Here is a 20,317-nt window from a genome sequence, read left to right on the forward strand (position 1 = left end):
TGAACTTGGTTCAGGATCTCATTATCGTCGGGATGCTAGATTCTGAAATAAATTCAGAATGACATCAGGGATATATTTTAGCAATTATGACACAGTCTCAGGAGTCGGCGGGTTCATCTTCGCATTCATTCCCGTAAAAAAGTCGGGGGTTTTCCCTGCCTCCGCCATTGGCGGACGGTGCGAATCTGAACTGAGCAGCTTAAATCAACAAAGTATTTGAAAATATTTATTTTTATAATAAGAGGAAAAAACAATTGGATAAAATAGTAATTCGCGGCGCAAGGCAGCACAACCTAAAGAACTTAAATATTGAAATACCCAGAAATAAACTGGTTGTTATCACTGGTTTGTCAGGTTCGGGCAAATCTTCCCTTGCGTTTGATACCATTTATGCTGAAGGCCAGAGGCGCTATGTTGAGTCGTTATCGGCATATGCCCGTCAGTTCCTTGAGCTTATGGATAAGCCGGACGTGGATATTATTGAAGGGCTTTCTCCTGCGGTTTCAATAGAACAAAGGACCCCGTCGCACAATCCGCGCTCTACGGTTGGAACAGTAACTGAAATATATGATTATTTAAGACTTCTTTTTGCCCGTATAGGCAAACCTCATTGCTATCAATGCGGAAAAGAAATAAAACCCCAATCTGCCCAGCAGATAATTGATGAAATAATGAAGCTCCCTAACGGGACTAAAATTCAGGTAATGGCTGTTTTAGTGAGAGGCAGGATCGGAGTTTATGATGAACTTTTCAAGCGATTGCAAAAAGCCGGTTATTCACGTGTCAGAGTTGACGGCAAATTATATAATTTGGGAGAAAAAATAAAGCTTGACCGTTACAAAAAACACACTTTAGAGCTTATTGTGGACAGGATTGAAATACAAAGTAATTCACGCTCAAGAATTGCTGACTCCGTAGAAACAGCTCTTAAAGAATCAAAGGGACTTTTAACAGTATTAATCCAGAACCAAAACGGTACGAAAGAAAGAATGTTCAGCGAACATTTTGCCTGTATTGACTGCGGTATCAGCCTGCCCGAGATAGAACCGCGGTTATTTTCTTTTAATTCACCATACGGCGCTTGCCCTGAATGCACGGGGCTGGGAAATAAAATTGAAATTGACGAAGATCTTGTAGTTCCTGACAAAAATCGTTCAATTTCCGAAGGCGCCCTTCTTCCATGGTCAAATCCCATAACAACCAGAACACATCGGTGGAAAAATGCCTGGGGCGGTTATTATGCCGAGATGTTGGAAGATGTCTGTTCAAGAAATAGGATTGATAAACAAAAAAAATGGAAGGATTTAAAACGAGAACAGCAGGAAATTGTTCTTTTTGGTGACGGGGAATTTGAAGGGATAATCAAGAACCTTGAAAGAAGATACAAAGAGACTGAGTCGGATTATGTTAAGGAAGAAATTTACAACAAATATATGAGGCGCAGAATTTGCCCGGTTTGTAAAGGGAAAAGGCTCAAAAAAGAGGCGTTATCCATAACTCTGAACGACAAATCAATTTATGATATTGTCCAAATGTCAGTAATCAAAGCGCAGGAATATTTCAGCAGTTTATCTTTATCAGAGAAGGAAAAAATAATAAGTAAACCGATACTAAAAGAAATAAATTCTAGATTAGCTTTTTTGGCTAATGTGGGTTTAAGTTATTTAACTCTAGACAGGGAAAGCTCAACCTTGGCAGGCGGAGAAGCTCAGCGAATACATCTTGCAACACAGATAGGATCTGGCCTTACGGGAGTCCTTTATGTTTTGGATGAGCCCTCAATTGGCCTGCATCAAAAAGATAACAAAAAACTTTTAGATACTTTGATTAAATTGCGCGATTTGGGGAATTCTTTGATTATTGTAGAACATGACGAAGATACTATCAGAACTTCTGACTGGATTATAGATTTAGGGCCCGGAGCCGGAATTCACGGCGGGAAAGTCGTTGCGGAAGGGCCGCTTGAAAAAATATTGAAAGAAAAAAAATCGCTTACAGCCCAATATCTGAACGGCGAACTGAAAATAAAATTACCTGATAAAAGAAGAGTTCCTGCTGAAAGATTAATCAAAATTAAGGGGGCCAAGCAGTTCAATCTTAAAGACATAGATATTGATATTCCATTGGGGCTTTTTGTGTGCATTACAGGAGTGTCCGGTTCGGGTAAATCTACAATGGTCCACGAAGTCCTTTATAAGGCCTTAGCTCAAAAGCTTTACGGATCAAAAGAAATTCCGGGCAAACATCGGTCAATTTCAGGATATGAAAATATAGACAAGGTGATAATTGTTGACCAATCGCCGATAGGAAGAACCCCAAGATCTAATCCCGCTACCTATACAGGAGCTTTCGGCCCGATAAGAGAAATATTTTCGCAGCTTCCTGAAGCAAAAGCCAGGGGTTATATGCCGGGCAGATTTTCGTTTAACGTTAAAGGGGGACGGTGTGAAAACTGCCAGGGGGACGGCACTTTAAAAATAGAAATGCAGTTTTTGGCGGATGTCTATGTTAGGTGCGAAGTATGTAACGGAAAAAGGTTCAATGAAGAAACTCTCCAAATCAAATTCAAGGGTAAAAATATTGACGAAGTATTAAATATGACCGTTGAAGAAGGGTCAGAATTCTTTAAAAATATTCCGGCGCTTAAACGAATACTTTCAACGTTAAACGATGTCGGCCTTGGCTATATCAAGCTTGGCCAACCGGCAACAACTCTTTCAGGCGGGGAAGCTCAGCGCGTTAAACTAGCCACCGAGCTTTCAAAAAGATCTACCGGGCGAACTTTATATATTCTTGATGAACCCACTACCGGGCTGCATTTTGCCGATGTAGAAAAGCTTTTGAACGTATTACATAGGCTTGTAGATGCCGGAAATACCGTTATAGTTATTGAACATAACCTTGAAGTAGTAAAAACTGCTGACTGGATTATAGATCTTGGCCCTGAAGGAGGAGAACAAGGCGGACAAATAGTCGCTAAAGGTTCTCCCAAGGACATAGTTAAAAACGCCCGGTCTTATACCGGAAAGTACTTGAGTGCTTACCTTAAATAGGTGTAAAAAAAATTATTTAATCTGGAGGTTTACCCCGTTAGATAAAGATTTTCTGTTAAAGATAAAATAAAATGTGTCACTTCAGCGCTAAAAAAGTTGTTTGAGAGTTGATCTTAAAAGTTATCTAACGGGGTTTACATTTTTCTAAAAGTTTATTACAATAAACCAGTCCTAAGGTTGAACATACCCTAGGATTTTTGTTTTTTTAGACATCTTTTGATATCTAGATTATCAGCCCAAGGCTCCTGCCCGCCTTGGGAGGGGATCTGCCTAGGGCATGACACAGATTCAAAAAGATTACAGTGATTCAACAAATTATTAAGGACCTGAGAATGACAAAACATTTGCTTTCTATTTACGATTTAAATGAAAAAGCGATTAAAAATCTGTTATTGCTTTCTGCTGCTATTAAAAATAGCAAAAAGTATAACAATATCCTGTCAGGGAAAACGCTTGGATTAATATTTGAAAAACCTTCCACAAGGACGACCGTTTCGTTTGCTGTGGCAATGTATCAGCTTGGAGGGTATCCGCTTATTTTGCAGGCTCAAAACCTCCAGAGGCAAAGAGGGGAGACGCTGCACGATACAGCTAAAACTCTTTCCAGATATCTTGACGGTGTCGTTATAAGGGCATTCAAACACAGCGATGTTCAAGAGTTTGCAAGAGGGTCAAGCATGCCGGTAATAAACGGTTTAACTGATCTTGAGCACCCTTGCCAGGCGCTTGGTGACATGCTTACAATAATGGAAAAAAAGAAACTGAAAAATTTTAAAGATTTCAAAAAAATAAAAATAGTTTTTGTGGGTGACGGGAATAACATGGCAAATTCGCTGATCGGAGCGTGCGCATTTATGGGATGCAATTTTGTTATTTCAGGGCCTGATGGTTACAGCCCAAATCAGATTTTACTAAAAAAGGCAGAGGCTATAGCCAAAAAAACCGGAGCAAAAATTGAAATAAACAACAATCCGCAAAAAGCTGTTGAAGGCGCGGACATCATATATACGGATGTTTGGACTTCAATGGGCGAAGAAAACGAGCGCAGTGAGAGGCTCAAAGCGTTTAAGAGTTATCAGGTAAACAAAAATTTATTAAACTTGGCCAAAAAAGATTGTATTGTAATGCATTGCCTGCCTGCCATCAGAGGGGAAGAAATATCTGCCGAGGTTATGGACGGGCCGAATTCGGTAGTTTTTGACCAGGCAGAAAACCGGTTACATGTTCAAAAAGCAGTTTTGGTCTACCTCCTTAAATAAAAAACGTAACCAGTTACCAGCAACCAGCAAACCATAGATCCGGTTGTTGACTTGTTTTTACTGGTCACCGGTCACCGGTGGCTGGTAGCCAGTTTTTTTATGATTCTAGCCTACAAAGGACAATCACCTAAGATTCATCCTTCCGCAAAAATAATCGGGAAAAATATTACTATTATAGGATCAGTACAAATCCACGAAAATGTTTCTGTGTGGCCCGGGGCAGTTTTGCGGGCAGACATCGCGGAAATTATAGTCGGGAAAAACTCAAACATTCAAGATGGCGCGGTGCTCCACGTTAACTACGATTTACCAGTGATAATAGGCGAAGAAGTTACTGTTGGTCATAATGCAGTATTGCACGGTTGTACGATTGGAAACAATTGTGTGATCGGAATGGGTTCTATCCTCCTTGACGGATGTAAAATATCAAAAAATTGTGTAGTTGGCGCGGGAACGGTTGTAACAGAAAAAACTACTGTCCCGGAAGGCCATCTTATTTTGGGTGTTCCCGGCAAAATTAAACGCAAACTTACGTCCGAAGAAATAGAACTTATTAAAAGAAGCGCAAAAGAATATATAGAATTTGCAAAAAATTACCCTGAAGAAGAAAGGTAGCTTAAATTGTCAATCAAGCCTATCGAAGCATACAAAAAACTTGAGTCATTTTTCGGAAAACAGGGTTGGTGGCCCACAACCAAAATAGGGAAAATTACCCCGGGATATCACAATAAAAGTAAACAAAAAGTTTTATCTGGAAAAGAAAGATTTGAAATTTGCCTTGGAGCCATACTTACTCAAAATACAGCTTGGAAAAATGTAGAAAAAGCAATAGAAAACCTGAATAGAAAAAAGCTCATTGATATAAATAAAATTGCCAAAATTTTTAATAAAAAACTTGCCTTATTGATTCGGCCGTCAGGATATTATAACCAGAAGGCTGGCCGATTGAAAGATTTTGCAACATGGCTTGTAAAAAGTTATGATTCCAATATAGGCAGTTTTTTTACTAAATCTCCACAATCAGCTCGCAATGAACTTCTTTCTTTAAAAGGAATTGGGCCAGAGACAGCCGATTCAATGTTGTTATATGCCGGAAATAAATTGACTTTTGTTGTTGATGCCTATACTGTGCGGATTGGCCAAAGGTTAGGATGGTTTAAAGATATTAATTACGGTTTTATCAAGAACTTTTTTGAAAATAATTTGCCTGAATCGGTTGAGTTGTATAAAGAATACCATGCCCTGTTTGTGGCGCTTGGCAAACAACATTGCAAAAAAAGGCCGAATTGCATAAAATGTCCATTAAAGGCATACTGTAAGAATTGAAAAATGGAAAATATAGTTATATTTATCACCTGTGCTAACCTAAAAGAAGCCGAAAAAATCTCAAAACAATTGCTTGAAAAAAAGCTTACGGCGTGCGCAAATTTAGTCAGAGGCGTATCATCGCGTTACTGGTGGAAAGGGAAAATCCAAAAATCAAATGAAATAATGCTGATAATGAAAAGCAGGAAACGTCTTTTCAAGAAAATTATTTCCGAAGTGAAGAAAAATCATTCTTATGAAGTTCCGGAGATTATTGCCTTGCCAATAATTGCGGGAAATCCGGAATACCTTGAATGGATTAAGGAGTCAACCAAGTGAAGCAGGCTCTTTATGTGGTTTTGCAGGACATGACGACAAAAAAAGTAAAGTGCTTTTTGTGCCCGCACACTTGCAACATAATGCCCGGAAAAACCGGAATATGCAGGGCGCGCAAAAATATTGACGGGATTTTATATTCGCTGACCTATAATAAATTCACATCTATAAATATGGACCCGATAGAAAAAAAACCGCTGTATCATTTTTATCCGGGGAAGGGAATTCTTTCCGTTGGAACAATTGGCTGTAACTTTCGCTGCTCATTTTGCCAGAATTGGGAAATATCGCAGGCGGATTTTGACGACAGTTCCTTAACTGAACTTTCGCCGGATGCAGCCGTCGTTTTAGCGCAAAAATACAAATCCATAGGGATAGCCTACACCTATAATGAGCCATTGATAAACTTTGAATGGATACTAGACACGTCAAAGCTGGCACGAAAAAAATCGTTGAAAAATGTGCTTGTAACAAACGGATATATTAACCAAGAACCATTGGAAGAACTTTTGCCGTATATTGATGCCGCAAACATAGATGTCAAGTTTTTTAATGATGAGTCGTATGAAAAAATGTGCGGCGGCCATCTTGAACCAGTCTTAAAAACCGTTGAAACGTGTTTAAAAAAGAACGTTCACATTGAACTCACCAACCTTATCATACCCGGAGAAAACGACAGCAAGGAAGAGATTGAAAACTTGGTTAAGTGGATAGCATCGCTTAACAATAAAATACCTTTACATTTTTCAAGATATTTTCCTCAATATAAACTTGATACTCCTCCTACTGAAAAGAAAACGCTGGTTGAAGCTTACGAAATCGCGAAAAAACACTTAAAATATGTTTATATCGGGAATGTAAATGATTTTAACTACTCAAATACGTTGTGCGATAAGTGCGGGGGTGTTTTGATAGAAAGACAGGGTTACGCAACACATTTCAAAAATTTTGATAAAGGTAAATGTAATAAGTGCGGGCAAGAAGCTAAAATAATAAGTTAACCCCGTTAGAAACAGTAAAACAGGGAGAGAAAGCAGGATGTAAAGGAAAGAAGAGTAAGTTGCGTTTCAAAATTTTTTAAACAAGCTTCTGTTAGGCTGTTTCTAACGGGGTAAAAAGGAGCAAAAAATGAAAAAACAGCTTTTGATTGCGGTTTTGTTGGGAGTAATAGCTGCCATGTTTACAGGACTTTATCTCGTATCTGTTGAAAGTACTTACAGAATAAGCGCTCAAAAGGTAAAAGTATTGATTTCAAAACAATATATTAATCAGGGCGCGTTTATTGACGAAACTATGGTTCAGGAGACTTTGGTTCCTAAAGAATATATTCAGCCCAAGGCACTACAATCTATAAAGGATTTGCGAACTTCTGATGGAAGATATTTGTTTATGGCTGTTGCGCCAATTGAACAAGGGGAACAAATTATTACAACAAAACTTTCAATGCTTGGGATTGAAACAGGAATATCTGCGGTTATTCCTACCGCGCAGCGTGCAATAACCATTCCCTTGGACTCAAGAGTGGTAAACGGTATAATCAAACCAGGGAACCGCGTGGATATAATAGGGATATTTGAATATCAGGATAAATCTTCGGAACAGCAGCAGATAGCTCTTACTTTATTGCAGAATGTATTAGTCCTTTCAGTCGGAGATTCAGTTTTAGGAAGCGTTATCCCGAAAGCTGAAAAAGGTAAAGAAATGATATCAAATGAACAATCAGTATCAGATAGTATATCTGTTTCATTTTCTGTAAACTCTCAAGAAGGGGAGCTTCTAGCTCTTGCTTCGGAAAAAGGGACAATTAAGCTTTTGCTCAGGGGTGCCGGAGATGAAACTATTATAAATGTGAAGGGCGCGAAGATGGCTGACATCAGCAAGGAAATGATTTCTTCTCAAAGTTCAGCTAACACACAGCATTTACAGGATATGCAAAAAAAACAAAAAGAAATAATTTCAATACTAAAGAAATATAAACAATAAATGAATTAGCGGATAGCGCAGAGTGCCGTGCCTGCGGCAGACAGGTTTAGCGTATAGGAAAAGACAAAAGTCTTAAGTTTTTGGTTCAATAGGAAAACTGTTTTTGGGTGTAATATTTTTCTATCCGCAATACGCTATTTGCTAAACGCTAGGAAAATTAAATGGGAAAAATAATATCATTATTTGATAACCAGGATATTTCGCAAAGGGCATCTTTGGGCGTAAATCTGGCTATGGCTTTGGCGGAGCAATCAAGGGAAAAGATTGTCTTTGTTGACCTTAGCATGTCTGAAAACGGAACTATTGAACATTTAACCGGCATAAAGCCGGAGAAATCTATTTTGGACTTAATGTCAGTGCTTGAAAATATAAACGAGACGCTTATAAAAGGATATATTCCTTTCCATTCCTCGGGGGTAGCTTTTATTGAAGGCATTCCTAAAAGTGAAGCAAGTAATTTAAATCCTGAAAAAATATCCGAAGCCCTTAAGATGCTTTCTAAAGTTTTTCCTTACACTCTAGTTTTAATGCCTGATGATTACGGCCTGAATCTTTCTTCCATTTGCGCAGTTTCAAATCTTATTTTGATTTCTGTCTATCCTCATATGATTTCTCTTCCCAATGCCAAAACATTTTTAGGAAAACTTGGCGAGTGGCATTTTCCGATTCAAATTGCAAAAGGCATATATATTTCAATTGATTCAAAGAACGCCATAGACAGGAAAAAGATTGCCGATTACTTAGGGATAGATATTTTTGGCGAAGTCCCCTACGATATGGAAGGGATAATCACTTCAATAAATAAGGGCGTTGCCCAAATAACGGCTGATCCTCATTCCAAATTTTCAATCGCCATAAAACAATTTGCCAAAAGCCTGCTTAAAAACAGCATTTATATTGATACAAAATCCGGGCCAAATATTTCAAAAACAGGACCATCAAAAGATGAAAAAGAAGTGAAAAATAATTTTGATTCTTTAAAACTAAAGATCCACAGAGAATTGCTGGCTGAGTTTGGGGCAAAGAAAATAGACATCAAGGAATTTTCCGATAAGAATAAATCAGCCCAGATAAGAGAAATGACAAGGAAAACAATACAGGAAATAATTGCTCGTCAGGAAGTTTCTTTAAGCCGCGAGGAAAGAGAACGGATAGTAAACGAAATAATTGATGAGGCGCTTGGGCTGGGATGCCTTGAAAAGTTCCTAAAGGATACTGAAGTAACCGAAATAATGGTAAACGGTCCCCATGAAATATACATTGAGAAAAAAGGCAAAATCTATCTTTCCGACGAACATTTCTTGTCCAACGATCAGCTTATGACTGTAATAGACCGTATTGTTTCGCCGATAGGAAGAAGGGTAGATGAATCTTCTCCCATAGTTGACGCAAGGCTTTCTGACGGCTCCAGGGTCAACGCTATCATTCCACCGTTATCTTTAGTGGGCCCAACGCTGACAATCAGAAAATTTTCGCATAAAAAATTGATTGTTGAAGATCTTATTGAATTTGGTGCGCTGAACAATCAAATGGCCGAATTTTTAAGGATATGCGTACAGCTTCGCAAAAATATTGTGGTGTCCGGCGGAACCGGGTCGGGTAAAACCACTCTTTTAAATGTTATTTCATCCTTTATTCCTTCCGATGAACGAATTGTTACAATTGAAGATTCCGCGGAACTTAAGCTTCCTCAAAAACACGTAGTGCGCCTTGAATCGCGGCCGCCTTCTATTGAAGGAAAAGGGGAAGTGCCGATACGGCGTTTGGTTATCAATGCGCTCAGGATGCGGCCTGACCGTATTGTAGTCGGCGAGTGCCGGGGAGGAGAAACTCTTGATATGCTTCAGGCGATGAACACCGGCCATGACGGTTCAATGACCACAATTCATGCGAATTCTCCGAAAGACGGTATTTCACGATTGACTACAATGGTTATTATGGCAGGAACTGAACTGCCGGAAAAAGCTATAAGGGAACAAATTGCATCGGCAGTCCAGATTATCGTTCAGCTGTCTCGACTTAGCGACGGTTCCAGAAAGATTGTTGATATTTCGGAAGTCGCAGGAATAAAAAATGACGCAATATCTTTAACCGGATTATTCAAGTATGAACAAACTGCTATAAAAGACGGGAAAGTTACCGGAAAATTTATTGCGCTAGGAAATAAACCTTCTTTTATTGATGAAATTGAAGTGCACGGACTTAAACTTGACCGTTCAATGTTTAAAGAGGGTGTTCTTATATGACAAGCGGAATCATGGTGTTTCAAATCGGAGCTGTTACGGCAATAGGAATATTTATTTCTTATCTAATGTATTTGCTTATGAGTCATAAAGAAAATGGAAAAAAAATTAAAGATGGGCCTGCTGCATTAAAAGTTGAAGCGCAAAAAGATAAGAATAATATTTTTGATGCGGCCTTAAAAATTTTGTCAGAAAAACCAAAGTCAAAAGAATCTTTGCAGATTAAAATCTATGCTGCTGTCATTGTTTTTGCGGTGATACTTATTTTATCACTAAAGATTATTTTCGCGTTATTAGTCGGGATTGGGACGTTTATTGCGATAGGATTGTATTTTAATAGTCAGATTAATAAAAAGTTGGAACTTTTTGACAACCAGCTGATTGAAGCGCTGGGAATGTTAGCAAATTCGGTCAGAGCCGGACAATCGTTCATGCAGGCGCTTGAAAATATGGTCAAGGATACAAAGGATCCGATTTCAAGCCAGTTTGCCGATGCGCTCCGCCAGGTAAAACTGGGAGTATCCGTTAACAAAGCGCTGGAAGAAATAACTGAACGCATCAGGAGCAAGGATCTTAAAATTGTTATTACGTCTATAAATTTGGCTCGGGAAACAGGCGGAAATCTCGGCGAAATACTTTCGCGTATTGCGGATACCATGCGGGAGAGAAAAAAAATCCGCGGGAAAATAAATGCCCTAACAGCTCAAGGGCGAATGTCAGGTATGGTTATGGGAGCGGTACCGTTTATATTGCTTTTTGTTCTATATTTTATTGAACCTGAGATAATGGGACTTCTTTTTACTACGCTTTTGGGAAATTTGATGCTGACTGTTGCAGTTATAATGATATCTCTAGGCATGTTTGTTATAAACAAAATTATAAGTATTGATATTTAATCATGGAAAGAATTTTCTTTATTTTTGCGGCTTCACTTCTTTTTGGTTCATGTATCGCCATTATAGCTTTGGCAATATTACATTATCTTTCTCAGCTTGAAATTGAAAAGAAATTTAAGGAAAGGAGTGAAAAAGTTTCGGAAGTCTATAAGAAAGGAATAGTTTGGAATTTTTTATTTATCGCCGGAAAAATCGGCGAATATATTAAAAAAATCCAGTATAAAAAGATAGATGAAATGGCGCTAGATATAACAAAAAATCTTGAAATTCTCGGAGGCGCATACAGTAAAGTTAATGCGCATACTTACATTGGTGTTCAGGTATTATTTGCCATTGCATTTATCTTAATTTCAGTTTTTGCGCTTGATATTTATAACATTTTTATACTCTTAATTATTGCTGTTATGGGATTTTTTGTTCCGTGGTATTGGCTAAAAGAACAGACTAAAGCAAAACATAAAGCTATTTTCCGCCAGATTCCGGATGTTTTGGATATGCTGACAATGATGGTTGAAGCAGGCCTTGATTTTAATGCTTCGCTTTCCAAAATACTTGAACTTGAAAAAGGACAACTGATTGATGAGTTCAAGGCAGTCCAGCAAGAGATAAGATTCGGAAAATCAAGAATTGAAGCATTTGAATCAATGGCGTTACGGATTAAATATCAGCCATTGACACAGGTAATAAATGCTTTGATGCTTGCGATTAAAACAGGAGGAAGTCTTGCCCCGACGTTGAGAACATTGTCAGAACAATTCAGGATTGAAAGGTCTCAACTTGCAGAAAAGATGGCCCAGGAAGCGCCAATAAAACTGATGGGCCCTTTGGTACTGCTAATTTTTCCTACCATATTCATTATTCTTTTCGGCCCCATAATTTTATCCTTCATGGGGAAATAATCTACTTTAAGAAAAGGATAACACCTGCATCATCAACTGTAATTACTTTTATTTCCTTTCCCAGTATCGATTCAATAATAGCAGTGCCCGGTTTTTCGGCCGATTTAGCGATTAAAGAAAATAGTTCCGGCATTTTAACGGCATCTAAAAGATGTTTTCCTATAATATCTTTCCCTGTCATTGATAAAAAAACAAGAAACTGACTATTAACGGAAATAATCCGATTTTCAGCGTCAATTATCATTAATCCCGAAGAAATATGATTAGAAAGATCTTTGATAAGCAGTGACATTTTCTGGTCTTGTTTATAGTAACGTTCACTATGGGACGGCGAAGCAGATTGAACGCTGGATAGCAGAGTGTTAATTTGAGAAGCGATTCGTCCGAAATCATCTTTGCCCAGTTCAGGAATTGTTCCGCCTTTGCTTAAAGTTACTGAATTTATAAAATGTTCAAGTTTTTTGAAAGGGCTAGCAAATAATGTATTAACAATTACAAAGATACTCAAAATAGTGGCCAGAAAAAGTATAAGAGAGATAAAAATGAATTTCTGTCTTGTGTTTTCAATGTTTTTTTCAGTTTTTTCTTTTGAAAAACCGACACAAAGTGTTGTGCAAGAAGAAATAGGGCAGGAAAACAAAAATTTATTTGATTTTAGAGTATTTTGAATTAGAGAAGAAGCTGCAGATACCGCGTTTTTTGAAAAAGGATCTGTATATATCCTATTCCATTCACTTGTTTCATTATGAGTTATAACTTTACCAGTTTTATTAATGATATAGGCAGTATAAATTCCGTCATATTTCATTATGTTTTCAATACTATTTAGTATTGTTAGATCATCAGAATTCTGTAATGCTTTTGACAATGAATTTTGATATAGGTTAACTATATTGTCAAGTTTTTCTTTGATTTGTGAGTCATATAACTTTTTTTGAATCGGTACAAACTGAAAAAAATAAATAAATGCAATGATGCATGCAAAAAGAATCGATAAAAATACGATAAGTTTAATAGATAAGCTGTTAAAAATGTTTTTCATAACAAAATGGTTTGAGAATATTAAAAGAAATTGATAAAATACCTAAAAAATTAATAAATGATATCTAATTGTTTCAATATCTTTCAATTGATATTTTAAATCTTATATATTAAATTGATTATAGCTAATTTGAAATTAACAAAGCAAATTCTTTTGAGATTTAAAATAGTAATAAAGGAGAAATTATGAAGCTCGATTTACTAAAAAGAAGGTATTCTTTGAAGAAAATCCTGATTTTATCTGGGATATTTTTGTTAATATTATTATTTGGAATTATTTATTTCAGCAATAGTTGGGATTTCAAAACTTTTTATGATATAGGAATGTTAGCAAGACAAAAAAATAATATTTATTTAGCTTCGCAAACAACAGGTTTATTTGTTTTTTATTCACCATTTTTTTCAATTTTGATGATGCTTTTTACTTTTTTTCCCGAAAGGGTCTCTGCTTGCTTATTTTTTTATTTAAATTTTATTTTGATGATTATTTTGTTCAAAGATTTATTAAATGATTATAAGGAAATTGTTGATACTAAAAGGAAAAGAATGCTTGCTATAATACTTATATATGTAATGGTTGTAAATTTTTTTTGGCTAGATTTTCATCTAGGTCAAGTAAATTTTATTGTATGCTTTTTGACTATTTTAGGTATAAGGTTATATTATGAAAAAAAATATGGTCTCTCTGCTTTTTGTTTGGTTTTATCAACTTTTAAAGTAGTGCCCCTAATTTTTTTCTTTTTTGTTTTGTTTAGTAAGAAAGTAAAATATATATTATTTTATTTAGGCTTTTTAATATTTTTCATATTATTGCCTCTTTTTCATTTTGGAATTGAAGAAGGTTTTTTGCTCTATAAAAACTTCTATACATTAGCAATCTTACAAAAAGCTGGTATTAACAGCATAGGCTTGAATCAGTTCAATAATAATCAGTCTTTATGGAAATTATTCGGTAATTTACTAAAAGCTTTACAAATTAGTAGTAATGAAATACTAATATTTGCAATAGTTTCTTTATTATTGATTGCTTTGTTTTATACTTTTTTATTGACTAAAGAGCTATACAATAAAAAAATTGAAATTATATATTTAATAGGTTCAGGTTTTATTCTATTAATGTTACTTTTCTCTCCAGATACAGCCAGTTCAAGTCATCTTACGAATTTACTGCTGCCTTATTCTATATTAGTTTTTAATGTTCTAAAAACTAAAGGAAAAACAGAAATTGCTTTGATTTCTTTGGTTTTGATTGGAAATATTTTTGCTACCGAAGAAATTATTGGAAAAAAAATTGATAGAATATTTCATCAAAATTATGGATTCACGATAATTATGTTAATGGTTTTGTTTTATGTATTTTATAGGCTTAATGAAATTAGAAAAACAAAGCTATTTGATGTATCTAATTAAATTTCACGAAATGTAATTAATAAAAGTAATAATATATTTGCAATCACATCCTGTTCAAAATGAATTTGTGATAGTATTGTCATATTAAAAAAGGGGGAATCTATATATATTTTTTTAATAATATGAAGAATAAAGAACTCTAATTATGAATCTTGATTTATTAAACAAAAAAATTTCCTTGAAAACCAGTTTATTTATTTTGGGGGGATTAATTTTAATGAAATTTTATTTTCTTATTTCTTAACTGCAGATAAATTGAAAGGAATCGAACTATGAATCTTAAAGTATTTAATAAGAATTTTACTACCAAAAGTATATTTGTTTGTGCTGGAATATTAATTTTAATGGTTATTCTTGGTCTAGTTTATGGAACTAAAAGCAGAGATTTTAAAACTTTTTATGATATTGGAGTGTTTGCTAGGCTAAAAATGAATATTTATGCTGCCTCGCCAACAACTGGTTTTTTTGTTTTCTATATGCCGTTTTTTTCAATTCTAATGATACCTTGGACTTTTTTTCCAGAAAGATATTCTTCTTTTGTGTTTTTTAATTTGAATTTTATTATTCTCATTATTTTATTTATAGTTTTATTAGGTGATTTCAAAAAAAATATTGATAGTATAGAGAAGAAAACGATCGCTATTTTAATAATATTATTAATGCTTTTTGATTTTATTTGGTTGGGCATAAGAATAGGACAAGTAGACCTTATTGTATGTTGTCTGATTATTCTAGGTATTAGGTTATTTTATGAAGAAAAATTTGGTATTTCAGCTTTTTGTTTAGCTTTGAGCGGATTTAAAGTGGTGCCATTAATCTTTTTATTTTTCGTATTATTTTCTAAAAAAATAAAGTATATGTTATTTTATCTTGGTTTTGTAATATTTTTCGCATTACTACCCTTTGTTTATTTTGGAATAGATGAGGGTTTCTTGCAGTATAAAAACCTTTACACAATATCAATTTCACAAAAATTGGAAATCAACAATTTTGATTTAAATTGGCATAATAGAAACCAATCTCTTTGGAAATTATTTGGTAACTTTCTAAGATCCTTAAATATTAATAATAACGAAATATTGATAATAATTATGATTATTCTGATGTTGATTATCTTAATTTATACATATAATTTAATTAATAAAATTAATGATAATGAACGGGAAACAATATATTTGAAAGGTTCTGTATTTATAATGTTAATGTTACTTTTTTCTCCCGATACCTGTCGCGTACATCATCTTACAAATTTACTACTGCCATATTTTATAATAGTTTCTATGAGTTATAAAGGTAAAGTAGAAATTGTTCTAGTGTTTTTTATTATAGTTGCTAATATTTTAACTGGAAAATACGCAATATTTAGAAGTTTTTATGGGTATAGTTATACTATTATAATGATTACAGTTTTGATTTATTTTTACTATAAATTAAATTTAATTAAAAGAAATAATTTACTGCGAATGAAATAGTAATGAATAAAGAACAATCCAATGCTTTAGTTTCTTCATTGATATTACGCTAAATATTTAGTAAAACCATCAGAAATCCTTTAAAAATCAATTTAAACTATTTTTTATGGAGAACGCATTTGTTGGGGAAATCTTTTACTTCTATTTTTGAATATAAGAAAATGCATAGGATAAAATTATGAATCTCAATTTATTAAGCAGAAAAATTTCCTTGAAAACCAGTTTGTTTATTTTGGGGGGATTAATTTTAATATATTTTCTCGGGATTTTTTATGGGATGAATAACTATGATTTCAAAACCGTTTATGACTATTCAACTTTTGCTAGACTAAAATTAAATATTTACGCTGCTACTTCAACAACGGGATGTTATTGTTATTATCTTCCGTTTTTTTCTATTCTAATGATACCTTTTACTTTTCTCCAAATGCAAATAGCTTCTCTTGTTTTTTTCTATTTAAATATCATTTTGTTAACAATTCTTATTGCCAATTTGTTGAATGATTTCAAACTTGTTATAAATACTAATAGAAAAAAAGCAGTTGTAATATTATTAATGTTCTTAATGATATTTCCATTTTTAACGGATAATATTAGGCTTGGTCAAGTAGATCTTATTTTATGTTTTTTGGGTTATTTCGGGTTAAAATATTATTATGAAAAAAAACTTGGTTTATCAGCTTTTTGTTTTGCTATATCGGGATTTAAAATAATAACTTTAATTTATTTCTTTTTTGTTCTTTTTTCAAAAAAAATTAAGTATATATTGTTGTATTTAACATTTCTAGTATTCTTTATATTGTTACCGTTCTTATATTTTGGGATTTTGGGAGGTCTTAAGCAATACGTAAATCTATTTGCAAATAATACTGCGAGGAAGATAAGTATTGATATTCTTTTAGGTATAGACAAAACCCATGTTCAATCATTTTGGAGATTGGTTGCTTCTTTCCTTAAATCTTTTAACATTAGTAATGATCAAATTTTAGATATAATTATATTAATCTTATTATTCTCAATCTTGATTTATACTTATGTGGTAATCAAAAAACTTGATAATTTAAATAGAGAGACAACATATATAATAGGTTCTGTTTTCTTAATAATTATGTTGCTTTTTTTTCCTGATTTAAATAGTCATCATTATACGCTTTTATTAATTCCATTTTCTCTAATTGTATTTAGGGCAATGAAAAATAAAGAAAAATTAGAAATTATTTTAATATCTGTAATTATAGTTGCAAATATTTTTTCTAGTAGGGATTTTGTTGGAAAAAGAATTTACGTGATGATGCAATCATTTTATTTATATATGTTAGTAATGTTATTACTTATAGTATATTTATTTTACGATCTTAATAAATTAAACAAACAGAACTATTTAATAAAAAATATGTAATTAAATTTAGCGAAATAAAGTTAATAAAGGCAATAATTGCTTCTTGACTATTCAAAACCCATTAATTTGATATTGACTCAAATATTTAGTAAAATCAACAAAAATCCTTTAAAAAATCAATTAAAACTATTTTTTACGGAGAAAGCATTTGTTAAGGAAATTAGCTACATCTATTTTTGGCTCGCAGAAAGAAAGGGATCTTAGAAAAATACAGCCAGTTGTGGATTCCATAAACGCAATGGAACCGCAGTTGGAAAAGCTTTCAAATGACGAGCTTAAAGCTAAAACTGCAGAATTCAGAGATCGTTTATCTAAAGGTGAAACTCTGGAAAATCTTTTGCCTGAAGCTTTTGCATGCGTGCGAGAAGCTTCTAAACGAACGATAGGGCTTCGTCATTTTGATGTTCAGCTTATTGGCGGATATGTTCTTCATAAGGGTAAAATCACGGAAATGAAAACCGGTGAAGGTAAAACCTTGGTGGCAACGCTTCCGGTATATTTGAATTCATTGGAAGGAAAAGGTGTTCATGTAGTTACTGTTAATGATTATCTTGCAAAACGTGATAGAAACTGGATGGGGCCCATTTATGAATTCCTGGGCCTAACCGTGGGTTCAGTTCTTCACGATATGAGTAATGAGGAACGCCGCGCAAGCTACGGATGTGATGTAACCTATGTAACAAACAACGAGTTGGGGTTTGATTACCTGCGCAACAATATGGTGATTTCTAAAGAAGACCGTGTAATGCCCCAGATGAATTATGCTATTGTGGACGAAGTTGACTCAATTTTAGTTGACGAAGCAAGAACGCCTCTCATTATTTCAGGGCCGGCCGAAGAATCTACGGATAAATATTATATCTGCAATAAAATTGTTCCGCATCTTAAAGGAAGAAAAGTTACTGAGACAGAAGAAATCCAGTCAAAATACACCGGTGAGGATTTGACCAAAGGTTTTGACTATATAGTTGACGAAAAAAACCACACCATAGTGCTTACCGAACAGGGCGTGGCAAAATCCGAAAAGCTTCTTGGGGTTGAAAACATTTATGCGGATGTATCGGCTGAATGGGTTCACCATATGACCCAGGCGCTAAGGGCGCATAATCTTTATCAGCGAGATGTGGCGTATGTTGTAAAGGACGGAGAGGTTCTAATAGTTGACGAGTTTACCGGGCGGCTTATGCCCGGAAGGCGCTGGTCCGAAGGGCTCCACCAGGCTGTTGAAGCCAAAGAAAATGTTCGCATAGCCGAAGAAAACCAGACTCTTGCCACTATAACTTTCCAGAATTTTTTCCGAATGTACAAAAAGCTCGCAGGTATGACAGGTACCGCAATAACCGAAGCGCAGGAATTCTGGGAAATATATAAACTTGATGTTACGGATATACCTACCCATCTTCCGATGATTCGTAAAGACTATGCGGACATGATATATCGAACTGATAAGGAAAAAAATGATGCGATTGTTTCAGAGATAGATGTTTTATGGAAAAAGGGGCAGCCCGTTCTAGTGGGCACGCGGTCCATTGAAATGTCTGAGAAAATCTCTGCAATGATAAGGCGAAAGGGGATACCGCATCAGGTATTAAATGCAAAATATCATGAAATGGAAGCTCAAATCATTGCTCAGGCAGGGAAAAAGTCAGCCGTAACAATTGCAACTAATATGGCAGGCCGCGGAACCGATATTGTTTTAGGAGGAAATCCTCCTAATCCAGGCGAGGCGCAATTTGTAAAAGAATCAGGAGGTTTGCATATACTTGGTACTGAACGTCATGAATCCCGGCGCATAGATAACCAGCTTAGAGGCCGTTCTGGCCGTCAGGGGGATCCCGGTTCATCTCGGTTTTATCTTTCCTTAGAAGATGAATTAATGCGTCTTTTTGGTTCGGACAGAATATCCGTGCTTATGCAGAAACTCGGTATGAAGGAAGGGGAAGAAATACATCACCCATGGATTTCAAAAGCGATTGAAAACGCACAGCGTAAAGTTGAAGCGATGAATTTTGATATAAGAAAACATCTGCTGGACTATGATAATGTAATGAACAAGCAAAGAGAATCAGTGTATCGTCTGAGAAACGAGATAATTGAAGGGGAAGATTTATCGCAGCCCATTAAAGATATGCTCCAGGAGTCTATAGAAGAAAAAATGGACTTATGGGCAAACGCAAAGCTTTACGCAGAACAGTGGGATTGGGCAAGTCTTACCGCATGGCTAAGCAGAACATTCAATATTAAATTAGACCTGGCTGAAGAAGTAAGACTTCAGATACGTCATGAAGCTTTAAAACAAATAATTGATGAAAATGTGGAACAAGCCTATAAGAAAAGGGAAGAAGAACTTACCACACCTTTACTTCGCCACATAGAAAGAATGATACTATTGCAGATGATTGATACTGCTTGGAAAGACCATCTATATGATTTGGACCAGGTCAAAAAGGGTATTGGTTTAAGAGCCTACGGCCAGAAAGATCCCAAAATAGAATATCAAAAAGAATCTTTCGCATTGTTTGAGCAAATGATGCACAGGATCAGGGAAGCTACCGTTGAATATTTATTTAAAGTTCAGCTTGCTCCCGAACCTGTGAGAAGAGTTCAGCCTGTACACATGGGAAGAGAAATTGATCAGGAAAACGTATCCCCTGTTCCCAGAAGAATCTTGGCTCAAACTGAAGAAGGCGGTCCCCAGCCGATAGGCAAAATTGGGAGAAACGATCCTTGTCCTTGCGGAAGCGGTAAAAAGTATAAAAAGTGCTGTGGGAGATAATATTTTATGGCAAAAAGTAATTCTAGCACCAAAACCGAAATAGATATTCTGCATCAAATCATTGAGATAATGAGTATTTCAAACAACCTTAATGATTTAGTCCAGCAGATTTCCCGTCTTTTGGCGGAAAAGCTCAACGGGGACAGTTGTTTTGTTTACATTATTGACCATAAGATTTTAAAATTAATGGGAGCCTGGCCCCCGCATCCCACGCAAGTAGGCAAACTTAAACTTGAAACCGGAGA

The 20,317-nt window shown here is 35.2% G+C and carries 16 protein-coding genes; 15 read left to right on the forward strand and 1 reads right to left on the reverse strand.

What is annotated here, in order from left to right; all coding sequences use genetic code 11:
* The first annotated feature begins 254 nt into the window (after positions 1-254).
* From uvrA to NT145_00560, 10 genes are all read left to right on the forward strand, one after another.
* Positions 255-3,053 (forward strand): excinuclease ABC subunit UvrA, encoded by a 2,799-nt coding sequence (uvrA, locus tag NT145_00515; protein MCX5781181.1) that lies wholly within the window; start codon positions 255-257, stop codon positions 3,051-3,053.
* Positions 3,054-3,385: 332 nt separating this feature from the next.
* Positions 3,386-4,312 (forward strand): ornithine carbamoyltransferase, encoded by a 927-nt coding sequence (gene argF, locus NT145_00520; GenBank protein MCX5781182.1) that lies wholly within the window; start codon positions 3,386-3,388, stop codon positions 4,310-4,312.
* A 99-nt stretch (positions 4,313-4,411) separates the two neighbouring features.
* Positions 4,412-4,927, forward strand: coding sequence for a gamma carbonic anhydrase family protein (locus NT145_00525; protein ID MCX5781183.1), 516 nt, complete (start codon positions 4,412-4,414; stop codon positions 4,925-4,927).
* 6 nt (positions 4,928-4,933) lie between these two features.
* The gene (locus NT145_00530; GenBank protein MCX5781184.1) at positions 4,934-5,638 is read left to right on the forward strand and encodes a hypothetical protein; all 705 of its coding nucleotides are present in this window, start codon (positions 4,934-4,936) and stop codon (positions 5,636-5,638) included.
* A 3-nt stretch (positions 5,639-5,641) separates the two neighbouring features.
* On the forward strand, positions 5,642-5,956 hold the full coding sequence (locus NT145_00535) for a divalent-cation tolerance protein CutA (protein MCX5781185.1): 315 nt from the start codon (positions 5,642-5,644) through the stop codon (positions 5,954-5,956).
* Positions 5,953-6,954, forward strand: a complete 1,002-nt coding sequence (gene amrS / locus NT145_00540) for an AmmeMemoRadiSam system radical SAM enzyme (GenBank protein ID MCX5781186.1) — start codon at positions 5,953-5,955, stop codon at positions 6,952-6,954. The genes NT145_00535 and amrS overlap by 4 nt, the downstream gene beginning before the upstream one ends.
* A gap of 127 nt (positions 6,955-7,081) precedes the next feature.
* The gene (gene cpaB, locus NT145_00545; GenBank protein MCX5781187.1) at positions 7,082-7,936 is read left to right on the forward strand and encodes a Flp pilus assembly protein CpaB; all 855 of its coding nucleotides are present in this window, start codon (positions 7,082-7,084) and stop codon (positions 7,934-7,936) included.
* 161 nt (positions 7,937-8,097) lie between these two features.
* Entirely contained in the window at positions 8,098-10,182 is a 2,085-nt protein-coding gene (locus NT145_00550) for an ATPase, T2SS/T4P/T4SS family (GenBank protein ID MCX5781188.1), read from the forward strand.
* Positions 10,179-11,075 carry a type II secretion system F family protein gene (locus NT145_00555; protein ID MCX5781189.1) on the forward strand — a complete coding sequence of 299 codons (897 nt, stop codon included), beginning with the start codon at positions 10,179-10,181 and terminating at the stop codon, positions 11,073-11,075. The genes NT145_00550 and NT145_00555 overlap by 4 nt, the downstream gene beginning before the upstream one ends.
* Before the next feature lie 2 nt (positions 11,076-11,077).
* Positions 11,078-11,974, forward strand: coding sequence for a type II secretion system F family protein (locus NT145_00560; GenBank protein ID MCX5781190.1), 897 nt, complete (start codon positions 11,078-11,080; stop codon positions 11,972-11,974).
* Position 11,975: 1 nt separating this feature from the next.
* Here NT145_00560 and NT145_00565 read toward each other — a convergent pair whose 3' ends face one another.
* Entirely contained in the window at positions 11,976-13,016 is a 1,041-nt protein-coding gene (locus tag NT145_00565; protein MCX5781191.1) for a hypothetical protein, read from the reverse strand.
* Between the two features lie 185 nt (positions 13,017-13,201).
* Between NT145_00565 and NT145_00570 the strand changes: the two genes are divergently transcribed.
* The 5 genes from NT145_00570 to NT145_00590 form a co-directional block, all read left to right on the forward strand.
* Positions 13,202-14,425 (forward strand): glycosyltransferase 87 family protein, encoded by a 1,224-nt coding sequence (locus NT145_00570; GenBank protein ID MCX5781192.1) that lies wholly within the window; start codon positions 13,202-13,204, stop codon positions 14,423-14,425.
* Positions 14,426-14,697: 272 nt separating this feature from the next.
* Positions 14,698-15,897: a glycosyltransferase 87 family protein gene (locus NT145_00575; protein ID MCX5781193.1), complete on the forward strand. Its 1,200-nt coding sequence runs from the start codon at positions 14,698-14,700 to the stop codon at positions 15,895-15,897.
* Positions 15,898-16,075: 178 nt separating this feature from the next.
* Complete coding sequence (locus NT145_00580) at positions 16,076-17,296, forward strand: glycosyltransferase family 87 protein (protein MCX5781194.1); 1,221 nt, start codon at positions 16,076-16,078, stop codon at positions 17,294-17,296.
* Positions 17,297-17,444: 148 nt separating this feature from the next.
* Positions 17,445-20,072 (forward strand): preprotein translocase subunit SecA, encoded by a 2,628-nt coding sequence (secA, locus tag NT145_00585; GenBank protein MCX5781195.1) that lies wholly within the window; start codon positions 17,445-17,447, stop codon positions 20,070-20,072.
* Positions 20,073-20,078: 6 nt separating this feature from the next.
* Positions 20,079-20,317: hypothetical protein (locus NT145_00590; protein ID MCX5781196.1), on the forward strand; the 239-nt coding region annotated here is incomplete at its 3' end.

It is taken from the genome of Elusimicrobiota bacterium (genome assembly GCA_026388075.1).
In the GTDB taxonomy this organism is placed as follows: domain Bacteria; phylum Elusimicrobiota; class Endomicrobiia; order Endomicrobiales; family JAPLKN01; genus JAPLKN01.

Bases quoted from the DNA above. Each gene is read 5' to 3' on its own strand.
- NT145_00580 (MCX5781194.1), top strand. From the start codon at position 16,076: ATGAATCTCAATTTATTAAGCAGAAAAATTTCCTTGAAAACCAGTTTG.
- NT145_00550 (MCX5781188.1), top strand. From the start codon at position 8,098: ATGGGAAAAATAATATCATTATTTGATAACCAGGATATTTCGCAAAGG.
- NT145_00570 (MCX5781192.1), top strand. From the start codon at position 13,202: ATGAAGCTCGATTTACTAAAAAGAAGGTATTCTTTGAAGAAAATCCTG.
- NT145_00565 (MCX5781191.1), bottom strand. From the start codon at position 13,016: ATGAAAAACATTTTTAACAGCTTATCTATTAAACTTATCGTATTTTTA.
- cpaB (MCX5781187.1), top strand. From the start codon at position 7,082: ATGAAAAAACAGCTTTTGATTGCGGTTTTGTTGGGAGTAATAGCTGCC.
- NT145_00525 (MCX5781183.1), top strand. From the start codon at position 4,412: ATGATTCTAGCCTACAAAGGACAATCACCTAAGATTCATCCTTCCGCA.
- NT145_00560 (MCX5781190.1), top strand. From the start codon at position 11,078: ATGGAAAGAATTTTCTTTATTTTTGCGGCTTCACTTCTTTTTGGTTCA.
- NT145_00535 (MCX5781185.1), top strand. From the start codon at position 5,642: ATGGAAAATATAGTTATATTTATCACCTGTGCTAACCTAAAAGAAGCC.
- NT145_00555 (MCX5781189.1), top strand. From the start codon at position 10,179: ATGACAAGCGGAATCATGGTGTTTCAAATCGGAGCTGTTACGGCAATA.
- NT145_00575 (MCX5781193.1), top strand. From the start codon at position 14,698: ATGAATCTTAAAGTATTTAATAAGAATTTTACTACCAAAAGTATATTT.
- argF (MCX5781182.1), top strand. From the start codon at position 3,386: ATGACAAAACATTTGCTTTCTATTTACGATTTAAATGAAAAAGCGATT.